Origin of the sequence: Acetobacter sp. DmW_125128 (genome assembly GCF_008704325.1) — a bacterium.
GTDB lineage: Bacteria > Pseudomonadota > Alphaproteobacteria > Acetobacterales > Acetobacteraceae > Acetobacter > Acetobacter oryzifermentans.
Genome location: NZ_VHOP01000032.1, coordinates 1 through 14,418 on the forward strand (window position 1 = coordinate 1; position 14,418 = coordinate 14,418).

Annotated in this window: 9 protein-coding genes; 6 read left to right on the top strand and 3 right to left on the bottom strand. The window is 48.1% G+C overall.

Going from position 1 to position 14,418, the window contains the following annotated elements; genetic code table 11:
* Positions 1–716 precede the first annotated feature (716 nt).
* The 6 genes from FKW19_RS10135 to FKW19_RS10155 all read left to right on the top strand — a co-directional run bounded on the left by FKW19_RS10135 (position 717) and on the right by FKW19_RS10155 (position 8,160).
* Positions 717–1,988: an autotransporter strand-loop-strand O-heptosyltransferase gene (locus FKW19_RS10135; protein ID WP_089178379.1), complete on the top strand. Its 1,272-nt coding sequence runs from the start codon at positions 717–719 to the stop codon at positions 1,986–1,988.
* A gap of 124 nt (positions 1,989–2,112) precedes the next feature.
* Positions 2,113–2,718, top strand: a complete 606-nt coding sequence (locus FKW19_RS16080; protein WP_238331231.1) for a hypothetical protein — start codon at positions 2,113–2,115, stop codon at positions 2,716–2,718.
* A 353-nt stretch (positions 2,719–3,071) separates the two neighbouring features.
* Positions 3,072–3,194 carry a hypothetical protein gene (locus FKW19_RS16085; RefSeq protein WP_255448175.1) on the top strand — a complete coding sequence of 41 codons (123 nt, stop codon included), beginning with the start codon at positions 3,072–3,074 and terminating at the stop codon, positions 3,192–3,194.
* Between the two features lie 542 nt (positions 3,195–3,736).
* The gene (locus tag FKW19_RS10145; protein WP_089179859.1) at positions 3,737–6,091 is read left to right on the top strand and encodes a TonB-dependent siderophore receptor; all 2,355 of its coding nucleotides are present in this window, start codon (positions 3,737–3,739) and stop codon (positions 6,089–6,091) included.
* A 43-nt stretch (positions 6,092–6,134) separates the two neighbouring features.
* A complete protein-coding gene (locus FKW19_RS10150) occupies positions 6,135–7,658 on the top strand; it encodes a hypothetical protein (RefSeq protein ID WP_089179860.1) in 1,524 nt (507 codons plus the stop codon).
* Positions 7,659–7,953: 295 nt separating this feature from the next.
* Complete coding sequence (locus FKW19_RS10155; RefSeq protein ID WP_003623691.1) at positions 7,954–8,160, top strand: cold-shock protein; 207 nt, start codon at positions 7,954–7,956, stop codon at positions 8,158–8,160.
* A gap of 79 nt (positions 8,161–8,239) precedes the next feature.
* Here the strand turns inward: FKW19_RS10155 and FKW19_RS10160 are convergent, their stop codons facing one another.
* The 3 genes from FKW19_RS10160 to FKW19_RS10170 are packed head-to-tail and all read right to left on the bottom strand — an operon-like array spanning position 8,240 to position 14,080.
* Entirely contained in the window at positions 8,240–9,724 is a 1,485-nt protein-coding gene (locus tag FKW19_RS10160; RefSeq protein ID WP_089178378.1) for an efflux transporter outer membrane subunit, read from the bottom strand.
* A 4-nt stretch (positions 9,725–9,728) separates the two neighbouring features.
* Entirely contained in the window at positions 9,729–12,884 is a 3,156-nt protein-coding gene (locus tag FKW19_RS10165; protein WP_089178377.1) for an efflux RND transporter permease subunit, read from the bottom strand.
* A gap of 5 nt (positions 12,885–12,889) precedes the next feature.
* On the bottom strand, positions 12,890–14,080 hold the full coding sequence (locus tag FKW19_RS10170) for an efflux RND transporter periplasmic adaptor subunit (RefSeq protein ID WP_089178376.1): 1,191 nt from the start codon (positions 14,078–14,080) through the stop codon (positions 12,890–12,892).
* Positions 14,081–14,418: the final 338 nt, after the last annotated feature.

Genomic DNA, 14,418 nt, shown 5'->3' on the forward strand with positions numbered 1-14,418 from the left:
AGATACGAGAAAACAGCAACGTCGTTCCTCGCCATCATCCACATCGCTGCCGCAGCAGACTGGATCAAGTCCTAACAGGCCCTAAACACTTTACAAACACGCCTGGCATCCGTACGCAGTATAGAACAGCGTAAGATGTGTCCTGAAATAGGAATCTCCCCTCAAAAGCGTACAACTATCCTTGATGATCAAGTACGTAGCGTCCAGTAAATTCAAAGTTAAATGTAATATTTTCAAATACTTATATATAATAAAATATATTTTTCTACATGCATTAATACACGTTGAAAAAATTGCACGCGCCATCTTTCTGGCGCGTGCTTTCTGAGTCAGCATGCAACCTTAATACCAAAAGCATATTCGCAAAGCTGAAAAACTAGCAACATGTTGCAACACGATATGATCACTGAGTTTATACATTCTTGTCTGGCATCCTCTCGCAACAAGTTTTATCATTCCCTATCAAAGAATGAGTCCTGAGCTTAAAAATACATGGGAGTTCTTTGTTTAACCCCTATCAATTGCGCAAAATTTTCATGAATATTTATGTTTCGATTGCGCTAACATAAATAAATGTTATAAGTTTGTCCCGTAATTAGTTAACAACTCAATAGGCAGGGTTTTATCCTGGCGTAATTCGATGGTTTAGAAAATGAAAACACATACGCATTTCCAAGACAAAGATAGTCAAACATTCTTTATTGGTGGTATAAAATATGACTGATCAGACAACGGCAACCAGCACTCAAGCTAATCAGTCCAAGACAATACAAGGGGCCCCATACCCCACAGCTGCCGCGCTTCCCACACAGCAAGCGCCAAAGAATATTCGGTTTGATTTTAACGAGGGGTGCCGCGTTCACCTCCCTTTGTTGGGAGAAACGGAAGGGACTTGGCGTATTGAACTCGCAGATCTGGATACCGGAAATATTTTGTTTGCACAGACGGGCTTGAGCCAAGCGCTCGTTCGTTCATCCAAGCGCTGGTACGTGCGGTTTGGCATCACTGTCTGGCAGGATGTTACAGCAGAAGACGGAAAAGTTACCAGCACGCAGGTTTTTTCCCACGCTTACGATTCAAAAAATAAGCAGGTTCTTATCATATTCCCTGTCGGAACATTGGGAGATACGTTGGCATGGGTACCCTATGCCGCACGTTTTGCAGAAATGCGGCAAGCGCAGGTAACATGCGCCATGTCCGAACTCCTGATTCCATTATTTCAAAATGCCTACCCACACATCAATTTTGTTACGCATGATGATGTACGAACAAAAAAACTTACAGAGCAGGCTTACGCAACTTATTATCTAGGCCTCTTTTTTGATGATGCCACTTGTGACTGGCAACCTTCCGACTTCCGTTTGGTGGGACTACATAAAACGGCAGCCTATATTCTTGGGGTTAGCCCCAAAGAAGAACCTGCAAAAATCAGCTTTCCAGATGAAGGACGCCCTATTGAGGAACCTTATGTCTGTATTGCCGCTCAAGCATCATCTCAATGCAAATACTGGAACAATCCGACGGGATGGGATGAAGTTATTAAATGGCTGAAAGCCCAAGGATACCGGGTGATCTGTATTGATCAGAAAACCGTACATGGTACTGGTATTGTCTGGAACCATATTCCGTATGAAGCAGAAGACCAAACCGGTAGCCGCCCTCTTACAGAACGTGCGCGCTGGCTGAAACATGCAGAGTTTTTTATCGGGCTTGGCTCTGGCTTATCTTGGCTGGCATGGTCTACCGGAACCCCTGTGGTCATGATTGCTGGCTTTAGCCACCCGACAACCGAATTTGAAACGCCTTTCCGTATCATCAACTGGCACACCTGTAATTCTTGCTGGAATGACCCAAAAGAGCGTTTTGATCACCATGATTTTTTATGGTGCCCACGGCATGCCAACACGCCGCGCCAGTTTGAATGCACGCGCCTTATTACGGCGAAACAAGTTATTGAAACAATAAAACCCATTGTTCATAAAAAATAACGATCATTTCATATATTTCTCAAAGTGCTACCATTGGTGGTGACAGCAGCAACACTGAGCAGAACGGCAGCACTGCCAGCGGTGTTACTGCTGAGGCCGAGGGATATAACATGTTTATAGTAATGTGGCCGCCATTAACGCATTCATATCTGGCGGCACGCTTGAAACTGTTGGATCAACCTCGTTTACATCAGCAACAACAGGTGAGAATATTCTCGCCTCCTCTGGCGGCACAAGTATATCTGCAACTTTAAAAGAACCTTATGTTACCATGAATCTTTCTGGGTCTGCTTCGGATACAACTCTTTCTGCCGGTGCTGTTGATGTTCATACAGACGGTGAACTGACCGATACAACAGTCCAGAGCGGTCTCATCACCCTGTCTGGCGGCAATGTCACGGTTGTGAATGCAACACATGGCAGTGGTGGGCTTATTGTTGATGATGGCGGCAACTTAACCTCCGCAACGCTAGCAAGTGATGGATATGTTCATATTTCTGCTGGTGGTTATATTGCTGCCGATACTAAAATTATAAGCGGCTATACGATAGTTTACGATGATGGAAAAGTCTTTATCAGTTCCATACAAAGTGACATCATAACTGTTTCTGGCGGCAACATTTCTGGCCTTCACCTCAACACAAGCGGGTTTATTAATCTCTATGATGGGGTTCTGCCACAGATATTACTAGCACCGGAAACAACCTTACAAACGGGAATAGTGGTGTAAACGTTTCAGGCGGTACACTTCAGAATATTACATTTAATAACAGAGGTTATGACTTTTCTTTCAATACATCTCTGGCAAACACAACAACCAATACCATTGTAAGCAGCACCACTGCCTTTGAAGCTGTTTCTGCAAGAAGAAGCTCTATTAGTGCCACTATAAGTGATGGTGGTCATGAATATGCCAATGCGGGCGCTACAATCACTAACCCAACCGCTAAAAACGGTAGGGCAATCACCATTCAAAACGATGCATCATTAAGCATTGGAAGTGACAGCCAGTTAAGCAGCACCGTAACTTTGTTAACTGGTAGCAAAGCATCCATCTATTCCGATGCTGGCAGCACCATTATTATGGATGGTCATACAAATACGGGTTTGGTCATTTCTGGTTTTAACGGCGCATCTGCTGGCAATTCAGATGGGATTGTGCTGGACGGTATAAAAAATGGAGATGTTTTGAACCGTTGTAAATAACCGTCGTTTAATGGGTATTGCTGTGGGAAATGTACATTTCCTTTCTACCAAACATCAGCATAAAATCACTTCTCACCTTCAGGCCTAAAAACCAGAAGGCTGGCACGATACAAATTGGACTGATTGCGCATGGATCAATGGTAACGCTGCACTGCCTCTGGCAAGGTAACTTATTCCACTGCACTATTGGCATTCTGCCCACAAATATTCGAGCAGAAAGACCTTTTTTAGTTAATCATCAGAATAAGGCAGATACCAAAAATTCTGCCTAATACGTCAATACAATACTTATTTTAAGCAGGCTCTACCTTTTGTAGGTAGAGCCTTTTTTCTAGCGTTACTCAATTATCTTTTGGCACTCACAGCACATCTTATCGCTCTGCAGTCCATTCAGCATAACTGTATTATTTTAGCATCACTCTCCATCCATATTCATTCATATACAGATTTATGTACCAATATATATAGACAAGCTGACATCCGGCCCGGCAAAAGAAACTCACCCCTTGTTTTTTACTTTAAACCCGGACCTGCCAGAATCTATGCACGATCGTTTTCATACTTTTTGCGCCGCTGGAACGTTTAGCGCCCTTTTGTTGACAACCTCGGCACTGGCTACAACGCCTGATCCTACAAAGCCGCATGCAAGCAGCAAACAAGCTGCTATAAAAACAGCAGCACCAAAAAAACAAGCCACCGCCGCCCCTATTGCAGGGATACTGGATGGCTCCAATGGTGAGACTGTGAATGTTCATGGCCATCATGCCGCAGATGGCACTGCCGCCAAATATATGAACAAGATTGTTTATCTTGGCCCATTAGGTAACCGAGATACTTTGGATACGCCTTATTCTGTCATGGGTGTTCCGCACGATGTTGTGGTGAACCAACAGATCCGCAACCTAAATGACATGGCGCAATATCTCCCTTCCGTGCAGTTGGAAGTTCGTGGTGATCCCAACACGTCTCGCCCACAATCTCGTGGGTTTGAGGCCGATGTCATCTCCAACTCTCGTCTTGATGGGCTAAACGTTGTTGCCACCACACCTTATGCGGCAGAATGGGTAGACAACCTGCAAGTTCTGAACGGCTTGGCAGGCGCAATGTATGGGCCAGAAAACCCAGCCGGTGTTTTTGAATATACCCTCAAACGCCCAACAGATCGGCGTACAGAACGCCTTTCTGTTGGTGTAGATTCCATCGGCACACCAACAGTTAATGGTGACATTTCTGGTCGTTTGGGGCGGAATGGCTGGTTTGGTTACCGCCTAAACATGCTGCATGCCAACGGCACCGCTTATACGCAAGGCAGCATGGTTCGCCGCGAAATGGTCAGCGGTGATTTTGATATCCACCTTGATGACAAGACGGTTATCGAAATTGATGCCAGCCACTACACTTTTGACCAGCGCGGTACTGCACCCGGTTTTGGTATTCTAGCGACCGGAGTGAGCGGAGATAAACTGCCCGAAGCACCGGATCTGAGCAAACGGCTGGCTCCTGAATGGAGCGGCTACAATATGGAAACCAATACGTTTCTTGCCAAAATTAAGCACCAGATCAACAAAGATTGGAGCTTCACACTGGGTGGTTTGTATCAGGATGCCGCCAGACAATCCTTTGGTGTGGCTGATACATTGTGTGATGGCAGCAAAACCTGCGGTGGCCTAACTGGTAGCAATGGCTGGTTCAGTTCCAAAGCAACTGCCACAACCACGGCGAATGATTTCCGTGTTGGCAGTAACATGGCCTATTTTAACGGCCGTGTTCACACCGGGCCCTTGCAGCATGATCTGGTGATTGGCACCAACGGTTACATGATGGGGAATTATAACCCCACAGGTGCAGTTACAAGCGCACAGAACTTAGGGGTATATAATCTCTCCGGCCCCTCCCCTTCCAGCGGCACACAGCCTTATTATCATGGGCGTTATAAATCCAGCAGTGTCACTAGCCAGTCTTTTATTGTGGGTGACACCATGCGCATCAACAAACATTGGTCTGTTATGGGCACACTTGCCTGGAGCTGGATCAATCAGGAAAGTGCGCTTAACTCCAAAAGCCCTCTCAGAAAAACTTTTGATACATCAGCAGCTTTTAGCCCCACAGCCAGCGTGATGTACAAACCAACAGATAACCAGACCATCTATTTTACTTATGGTCGTTCTGTTGAAGCAGGGCCTGTTACCCCTAATAGTGCAAGCTACACCAACACAAACATGGCGCTGCCCATTGCCCATTCTGAAGAATATGAAGTGGGCTACAAACTGCGTTACAAAACAATGCAGTTTAACGTTGCCGGTTTCCGTATGACATCACCATACGCAATGTATGTGGCCGCAAAAAACCCGGATGCAGGTTGCGCAGCCATGACAAATTGCCAGACCTATCAATACGGCGGCACACAGCGCAACTATGGTGTGGAAGCCCAGATTTCTGGCGAAGTGCTGCCTAACCTTTCTGTACTTGCTGGCATGACCTGGCTGGATGCAGAACTAGTGCACGCAGCATCTTCCTCACTTAATAATAAGGAAATTGTTGGCGCAGCACCTTTGCAGGCTAACATGTTGCTGGATTATCGCTTGCCGGCTTCCATGGGGTCATTTGCCTCTGGTTGGGCCTTCAATGTCAATGTGCATTACATGGGCAATCGCGCAGCTAACGTTACCAACACACTCCATACCGGGTCCTACACCACGTTGGATCTGGGTACGCGCTATGCATTTCATGTGGCACAATTTCCATGGGTTGTACGTTTTGGGGTGAGTAACGCTACTAATGAACGCTACTGGGCCTCGGTTTATACCGGCGCACCAAGTGGCACATCTGGCGCAGCATCCAGCTTGTATGCTGGCCTGCCACGTGTTTATCACTTCACTTTCTCTGCGGAGTTCTGATACTCTTTTCCGTACAATCAAACGCACGGAAAATAGAACCAACATGCGTGTTACCAAAAGACTGATAGCTCCGCTGGTTCTATTTTCCATATGTATCAGTTTTTTCATATTCAGAAATATAGAGGGCTTTGGCGGCCTGCCTTTCAGCGATGAATCTGGGCACTTTCTGGGTGTTCTCGCCATGCAACATGGTGATCGGCTTTATCGAGACTATATTGATGCGCATGGACCTCTGGTTTTCATGCTCTCATGGATACTGGGGCCTGTTGCTGGTGTTTCGCACCTTTGGGTTTTCCGGCTTGTTTCTACACTAATGGTCAGCCTTGCCGGGCTGGCCATTTTTTGTACGCCTCTTTTTACTTTTAATTGGCAGCGTTATCTGGCAACCGCCATGTGGGTGGGAGGCATTGCGTCTGTCTGGACCGTGCAAGGCCTGCATCTGGATAGTTATTGGCCCATTGGCGGTGCATTAACTGTTATCAGCATGGCTACTTTTGTGGTGCCACTTTGCCTGAATAAACCTGTATCTGAGCCTCAGGCTTTTTGCGGAGGCTTTGCCACGGCACTTTTACCCTTCGCAGCCTATGCGTTTGGCCCACTCGCTGTTTTATTTTACGCCACCCCGTGCCTGATCTGGGCATTTAATCGCTCAGCTTACAAAGAAACTCTAAAATGGGTCACTCTGGGGTGCCTTTGTGCCTGTTTGGTCATGACATTATGGCTCGCCGTCTATGGCGATATAGGAGGCATGATTGCTTTTCATATTACCGCCAATCAGAGATGGTATGCACATTACATTCCCTTTGGCATGGATGCCTTTCTACACGGCATGGCACTTTCCTTTGCGCCTGACCGCGTTATAGAAACACTGGCTGTCATCACCATCGGTTTTGGTAGTTTTCTTCTTGTTTGGAAAAGCACCTATAAGGTTTGTGCCCTTCTGGCTATTTGTGGTCTGATGACGCTTCAGATCCGGGGAATGGATGGTTTTCAAAACGGGGCTTTTCTTATGGCTGCGTTTGGTTTGGCAAGCTTAATGGCCACAGCCTGTTTAAAAAACCGTCCTAATATTTTATCGTTCTTGGCATTCGGTAGCATTGGCGGAATATTCTTCTCCTCCCAACACGCCCTTTCCTCTCCTTGGGGGCAAACATTGGCACAAAGGCGTGCCACTGAGTGGCATCTGACACAAGATGACTCTGTTGATTTTGCCAAAACCATTCGTGCTTATACACGTCCCGATGAGCGAATTTTGGCTGTCCCTTATAATCCTGATGCGTATCTTCTAGCCCACAGGTTACCCATAAAGAAATATCATGCGTATCTCCCGTGGGAAGCCGATTACGCCGCCCACCCGTGGCACGGGTATGATCGTGATTTATGTACTGATTTACCTAAAGATAAGCCTCCAGCCATTTATTTTGATAGCTGGGTTATCTGGGGCGTGCATGATCCCAAAAAGTTCATGCCCTGCGTGGTTGATATTCTGCGCACAGACTATACGCAAGTGCCTACGGGATCTTCCGTTTATATCAGGAATGATCGCCTGCCCCATCTACCATCCTGAAACAATAAATAATCATCACCTTAATTTTTATGCAGCGGCTTTGTTTAACTTTATAAATTTAAAAATAAAAATACTGAAAAGTGTTATTCTACAGTGTGTTGGCATGGAAATAATGATTTAATTTTTGATGCTCATCAGTTTATCCTTGCATTCCTTTTGGTTTACGCACATTGATAGCGCAAGCGGATGCTTTTATCTGAGTCATCGGCGCATGTTGCGTCAGTTTTTCTCCTTAAAAGTTATGATTTCGTGTGTATTTTGTACACGACCGCTGTTGTGAAAAAGGAGCCTTGTTATGGCAACAGGCACCGTAAAATGGTTTAACCCTACAAAGGGTTTTGGTTTCATTCAGCCGGACAATGGGGGACAGGACGCGTTCGTTCATATCTCTGAGCTTGAGCGCGCCGGTATGCATACCCTTACCGAAGGCCAGCAGGTCTCTTACGAGCTCGAAGCCGGCCGTAACGGCAAGACATCTGCAGTAAGCATTAAAGCAATCTAATTGCTTTAAGCTGCATTTGATGCTGTAAAAAGCCGCCCTTTGGGGCGGCTTTTTATTTGCCATTTTTGCAAATATCCAATTACCCTTTTTCTTTCCAGCCACCACCAAGTGAACGATAAAGCGTGACCAGATTCTGATATCTGGATACATCTACCGAAATTTGATTTTGCTGTGCTTGCAAATAGGCCCTCTGCGATTCCAGCGTTGTTAAGTAGGAATCGATCCCTGCTTCATAACGCATCTTTGCAAGACGGTACGCATCCCCAGAAGCATTTACCAAAGCATCTACTTCCTTCTGCTCATCCAGATACGCCTTTCTTCCAGCCAGCGCATCAGCAACTTCTCGGAATGCTGTCTGCACTGTTTTTTCGTAGGCTGTAATTTTGCTATCCCGGCGCGCTTTAGAGGCTTTCAGGTTCCCTGAATTCTGCCCCCACGTCCACAAAGGAATTTGAATGTTTGGGTTCACCCCCCAAGTGGTTGCCGCAGATGTAAACAGTTTATGAAACTGCAAGCTGGAAATACCATCACTGGCCGTAAGTGTAATACGCGGGAAAAACGCAGCACGCGCTGCACCAATATCTGCCTGCGCAGACAACAGATCATGTTCAGCCTGCACAATATCAGGTCGGCGGTTCAGCAAATCTGATGGTAAACCAGCAGGCACATCCGCCAGAACAGTTTGCTGCCCCAAATTGGAAGGCGGCGGCAAATCAGCAGGAATGGGCGCCCCTATCAGCAAGCTGATAAGGTTTTCATCCTGCTCCACCTTTCTTTGAGAATCAGCCAACAGGCCAGCACTTTGTGCAACCTGCGTTTCTGCCTGCCTGACAGTCAGCAGATCGGCTTCTCCGTGGTTATATTTATCTTGGATAAGCTGCAATGTGCCTTTCTGGCTTCCCAACGTATTTTGCGCAAGTATAACATCCTGCTTATCACCTAACCACGCAATATATGCGTTGGCAACCTGCGCAATAATGCTGATGGTCACCCCCCTAAAGTTTTCCTGCTGGGCCAGTGTTTCTTCTGCTGCTTCTCGGCTAAGGGAACGGATGCGGCCAAAAATATCAATTTCATAAGCCGAAAACCCAATACCACCCTGATAAAAACGGAACGGATTACGCGCCATACCCGTACCTGTTTGGGCTGAATCCAAACCAGGCGCAAAGCTCAAACCCGCGGCATCAGATGGAGCCTGATACATTGGCCCACCAGTTGCCCCAATGCTGGGAAACAAGCCTGCATGCTGGATATCATAACGCCCCTGCGCTTCTACAATGCTGGCCGCCGCCTGCCGGATATCTCTGTTTTCACGCAGGGCAATGGTAATCAGCTGCTGCAAACGCGGGTCTATAAAGAAGTCTCGCCAGCCAATATCAGATGCGGCCTTTTGCAGCATGGCATTATCTGTGTGCTGATAATCTGCCCACGTTTGTGCAAGCGGCGGTTGTGGCCGCTTGTATTTGGGTATCATAGTGCAGCCACCCAAAAGCCCGGCTGCCACTGCAAGACATGCAACTTGACGATACAGGCGCGACTGACGGGATGCGGAAAAATGCGTCATAATTTTACTCGTGTCCGTCAGAATTCATAATCTGGGCATGCGGATCCGTGCGTTCGTTGATGCGCTTCACCTTGAAAAGCCGAAGAACAACCACAAAGAACACAGGCACAAAATAAACAGCCAGCAACGTTGCCGAAGCCATACCACCCACTACAGCCGTGCCAATAGCAACACGCGCGGCAGACCCTGCCCCTGATGCGATAGCCAGTGGAAATACCCCCACCACAAAGGCAATGGATGTCATCAAAATGGGGCGCAAGCGTTCCCGCGCAGCCGTTAGAACAGCCTCTTCCAAGGTTTTGCCTTGCTCAAAGCCCATTTTGGCAAATTCAACAATCAGAATGGCGTTCTTAACTGCCAGCCCAACTGTTGTAAGCAGCCCCACCTGGAAATAGACATCGTTCGCTAAGCCGCGCATTAATGTTGCAATAATTGCGCCAACAACCCCCAGCGGAATAACCAGCAGAACCGCCAGCGGAATGGCCCAACTTTCGTACAATGCTGCCAGACACAGCAGAATAACGATCATGGCCAGAGCATAAAGTGGCCCTGTAGAAGACCCAGACGCATTCTGCTCAAAAGATAGACCCGTCCATTCATACCCGATGCCTGCGGGCAGTTTCTTCAGGATATTGGTAATTGTCGCCAGCGCCTGGCCAGAGCTATAACCCGCAGCCGGTTGGCCCAGAATTTCAAAAGCGTTGAAGCTATTATAGTTTTCAACCTTCTGCGGACCAGAAATCCAGTGGGCGCTTACAAAAGCATTCAGCGGCACCAACGTGTTCGTGAAGTTTCGGATATACCATTTGTCCAGATCCTGCGGCTGCATACGGGAACTGGCAACACCTTGGATATATACCTGCTTTACACGGTCATTGCGCGTAAACTGGTTGACGTAAATAGAGCCCAGTGCCCCTTCAATAGTGGTATTGATATCATCAATAGTCACACCAAGAGCGTTTGCTTTTTCCCGGTCAATATCCAGATGGTACTGGCCAGCATCTTCCATACCATTCGGGCGCACAGCCAACAGGCTGGGGTCCTGGGCAGCCATACCCAGCACCATGTTACGGGCTTCCAGCAATTTTTGGTGGCCTAGATGCGCACGGTCTTCCAACTCAAGGTCAAACCCTGTTGCGTTCCCCAATTCCAGAACCGCTGGCGGGTTAAAGGCCAGAATCTGTGCTTTAGGGCTGCCCCAAAAGTGCATCATAATCCGCATGGCAATTGCAGCAGAAGATTGGGATGCTTTCGGGCGGACAGACCAATCCTTCAAACGGATAAAGAACGCGCCAGAGTTCTGGCCCTGCCCGGCAAAGTTAAACCCGTTTACAGAATAAACGGATTCAACAGAATCTGCTTCCGTCTTAAGAATATAGTCTGCAACAGCATGATTGATCTCGGCTGTTTTTTCCATGGGGGCATTGGGCGGCATGGTGATCTGCCCAAAAATGAGCCCCTGATCTTCATCCGGCAAAAAGCCACCGGGAACCCGGAGAAACAGAACAACCACAGCCGCTGTAATAAGAACAAAAGCCCCCATTGTGAGCATAAAATGCCGCAGAAGGTAGTTTACACCACCAAGATAACCATTGGTCAGCCTTGTAAAATGGCGATTAAACCACCCAGCCAGACCTTTAGTTTTTTCATGCTGACCGGGTTTGAGCATAGTGGCGCACAGGGCTGGCGTAAGCACCATAGCCACCAGCACAGAAAGCCACATGGCCGCAACAATGGTGATAGAAAACTGCCGATAAATAACCCCGACAGAACCAGAAAATGCAGCCATAGGCAGGAAAACAGCCGACAGAACCAGCACAATACCTACAAGCGCGCCAGAGATTTCATCCATGGAAACACGGGCAGCCTCACGCGGGGAAAGCTGCTTTTCCGTCATCACACGTTCAACGTTTTCCACCACCACAATGGCATCATCCACCAGCAGGCCAACAGCCAGCACCATGGCCAGCATGGTAAGTGTGTTGATGGAATAGCCCAAAAGATTCAGCAGCCCGAACGTACCCAGCAGCACAACAGGCACCGCAATGGTGGGAATAAGCGTGGCGCGGAAGTTCTGCAAAAACACCAGCATAACCAAAAAGACAAGGCCAATGGCTTCCAGCAGCGTTTCAACCACCTCCCCAATAGAAAGGGTAATAAACGGCTCGGTATCCAGCGGGTAAACGGTTTTCAAACCCGGCGGGAAAAACTGTTCCAGCTCATGCAACTGGGCACGCACTGCGGCTTCTGTTGCAATCTGGTTTGCACCCGGTGCCAGCTTAAGCGCCATGCCAGAAGCCGGCATGTTATTATAATAGGAGTTGGTGTTGTAGGTCTGCGGCCCAAGTTCAACCTTGGCAATATCCCGGATACGCACCTGAGAACCATCGGGCTGCACTTTCAGCAGAATTCTTTCAAACTCTTCTGGAGATGTCAGACGCTGCGGACCAATAATAGTGGCATCCAGCCGAATACCTTTGGTTGCAGGCAAACCACCAAGCTCACCCGATGAAAGCTGGATATTTTGGTTCTGAATGGCGGTTTCAACATCTCTTACGGTCAGGCCATAGTTGAACAGCTTGGCCGGATCCATCCAGATACGCATGGAGTATTCAGACCCAAACAGCGTATGATCACCCACACCGGAAACACGGCTGAGCGGGTCGGAAATATTAGACGCCACATAATCTGCAATATCGCCACCATTCATGCTGCCATCGGTGGAAATAAAGGCCACCACAAGCATGAAGTTCTTAACCGCCTTGGTAATGCTCAAACCCTGAGCAGTCACTTCTGTTGGCAGTTTTGGCTGGGCAAGCTGGAGCTTGTTCTGAACCTGCACCTGAGCAATGTCTGGATCTGTCCCCTGCGCAAAGGTCAGATCAATTTCCATCTGGCCCGATGCGTAAGACTGCGCAGAAATATATTCCAGATGATCCAGCCCGAACATCTGCTGCAAGATCGGGCGCACAACAGTATCGTTCACCGTATCGGCCGAAGCACCCGGATACGTTACACTGATGGCAATTTGCGGCGGCGCAATGCTGGGGTACTGGGAAATAGGCAGCCGAAAAATAGACAGCCCCCCAACCAGCATAATAATAAGACTGATCACCCACGCAAAAATTGGCCGATCAATAAAGAAGCGTGAAAGGCTCATGCTGGTTACTGGCTCTTTTGAGAGTTCTGATCTACGGGGCTAGTGGCTTTGGCTGCTGGCTGAGATGCCTCTTCGTGCGGATCAACCTTGGCTCCGGGCGTTACTTTCTGCAGCCCTTCCACAACAATACGTTCGCCTTCCTTTAGCCCGGATGTCACAATCCAATTGGTGCCAACGGTTTGCCCCGTGGTGATCTGGCGTAAATCGACCGTGTTATCGGGTTTCACCACCCACACCTGCGGGTCCCCATGTGTATTACGGGTTACGGCATCTTGCGGCACAACAAGCGCTGCGGGGTCCACACCCTCATCCAACTGGGCGTGTACGTACATACCGGGGAGCAACAGCTTATCTGGGTTGGGCATAATAGCGCGTACGATAACAGTGGCCGTAGCCGTATCCACGTTTACTTCAGAAAGCGCCATCTGGCCTGTGTGTTCATATACAGAGCCATCTTCTAGCGTAACCTGTACCGGCACCTTACCATCTTCCTGCCGTTGAATACGCCCTTCCGCCAGTTCACGCTTAAGGCGCAACAGCGTGATGGCTGGCAGATTAACGTCAACATATATGGGGTCCAGCCGCGTGATAATGGCCGTATTATCTGTCTGGTTTGCGGTAACCAACGCACCAACGGTTATCAGCGTACGGCTGATCCGGCCAGAAATAGGCGCATACATTTTTGTATAGCCCAGATTTACCTGTGCACTTTCTACCTGCCCCTGCGCGTTTAGGATACGCCCTTGAGCTTCCTTTTCCGCTGCCAGGGCATCATCATAGTCCTGCTGGCTAATAGCATGAGACTGCACAAGCCCACGGTAGCGGTTCAGCTTGGCGTGCGCTGTAACCTCGGCAGCCTGAGCTTCTGCCAACTGCCCACGAGCTGTGTCATACACCGCTTTATAACGTGAAGGATCAATCTGGTACAGCTGTTGGCCTGCAACAACATCCGCACCTTCGCGGAACAACCGTTTTTCAATAACACCTGTAACCTGCGGGCGAACCTGTGCAATTTCAAAAGCATCCGTACGACCGGGAAGAGAGGTATGCACCGCAACAGACTGCTTTTTCATAACCTGAATCTGCACACTTTGCGGCGGCATTTCAGGGGCAGATGCCTTTTGATCGCATCCTGACAGCCCTATAAGCACACCCACAACAGCAGCATGGGTTAGACTACTGACTTCCCGCTTCATCAGGGAATCCTTTTAAGAAATTTTGAAATAATCGTTGCTCCAACATCTGCAGATACTGTTTTAAAATAACATCTTACTCACCCTGTACCTGCAAAAAACCACATATTTTACCTGAACAATGCAAGCCATTCAGAATGCAATTCAAAACCGCATAAACAAGATCATTTTAGTCCTGTTTCTTGCACAAATTTGCGGCTTGTCAAACACTATATTCATATCTGGCTTGCCTGAAACGCAACAATCCTACCGAGGTCTACGGCGTGTCGTCAGTTAAGCAGGATGATGACTGAGGCGAACTGAACGGCTGCGAGGAAGGTCGATTTCAGTTTATCGTAGCG

What these genes read in the sequence shown, in the direction of transcription:
- FKW19_RS10135 (WP_089178379.1), top strand. Translation starts at nt 717, where the DNA reads ATGACTGATCAGACAACGGCAACCAGCACTCAAGCTAATCAGTCCAAG.
- FKW19_RS16085 (WP_255448175.1), top strand. Translation starts at nt 3,072, where the DNA reads ATGGATGGTCATACAAATACGGGTTTGGTCATTTCTGGTTTTAACGGC.
- FKW19_RS10145 (WP_089179859.1), top strand. Translation starts at nt 3,737, where the DNA reads ATGCACGATCGTTTTCATACTTTTTGCGCCGCTGGAACGTTTAGCGCC.
- FKW19_RS10150 (WP_089179860.1), top strand. Translation starts at nt 6,135, where the DNA reads ATGCGTGTTACCAAAAGACTGATAGCTCCGCTGGTTCTATTTTCCATA.
- FKW19_RS10155 (WP_003623691.1), top strand. Translation starts at nt 7,954, where the DNA reads ATGGCAACAGGCACCGTAAAATGGTTTAACCCTACAAAGGGTTTTGGT.
- FKW19_RS10160 (WP_089178378.1), bottom strand. Translation starts at nt 9,724, where the DNA reads ATGACGCATTTTTCCGCATCCCGTCAGTCGCGCCTGTATCGTCAAGTT.
- FKW19_RS10165 (WP_089178377.1), bottom strand. Translation starts at nt 12,884, where the DNA reads ATGAGCCTTTCACGCTTCTTTATTGATCGGCCAATTTTTGCGTGGGTG.
- FKW19_RS10170 (WP_089178376.1), bottom strand. Translation starts at nt 14,080, where the DNA reads ATGAAGCGGGAAGTCAGTAGTCTAACCCATGCTGCTGTTGTGGGTGTG.